This is a genomic window from Arthrobacter sp. SIMBA_036 (assembly GCF_046535135.1).
In the GTDB taxonomy this organism is placed as follows: Bacteria; Actinomycetota; Actinomycetes; order Actinomycetales; family Micrococcaceae; genus Arthrobacter.
The window spans coordinates 1-252 of the sequence record NZ_JAWRXG010000340.1 but is presented as its reverse complement, the minus strand read 5'-3'; the positions used below and the strand labels follow the sequence as shown (position 1 = coordinate 252).

The following is a 252-nucleotide window of genomic DNA, read 5'->3' as shown; positions in this document are numbered from 1 at the left end:
AGTGCGCGCTGTTCGGCGCCACGATATGTCGGATGGGGCCACGTCTTTCGATCTCCTGCCGCAAGCTGAGATCGTAGCGGGTTGGGGAATGCAGGACGATACTGCCATCTCCCAACTGCATGACCGTCATGCGAACGGGTAGAGGTATGGCTCCGGCAGCATGGAGCGGCCCGCTGTCGACGATCCAGATGCCGTCGTCCACTGGCTTCAGGATGTCGAGAGGCGCGTAGGTCGTCATGCGGTTATCCGAAG

General features: G+C 61.1%; 1 protein-coding gene. It reads right to left on the bottom strand.

All coding sequences use genetic code 11. The features are described from left to right. On the bottom strand, positions 1–238 hold a 238-nt coding region (locus SB659_RS20115), incomplete at its 3' end, for a hypothetical protein (protein ID WP_410551702.1). Positions 239–252: the final 14 nt, after the last annotated feature.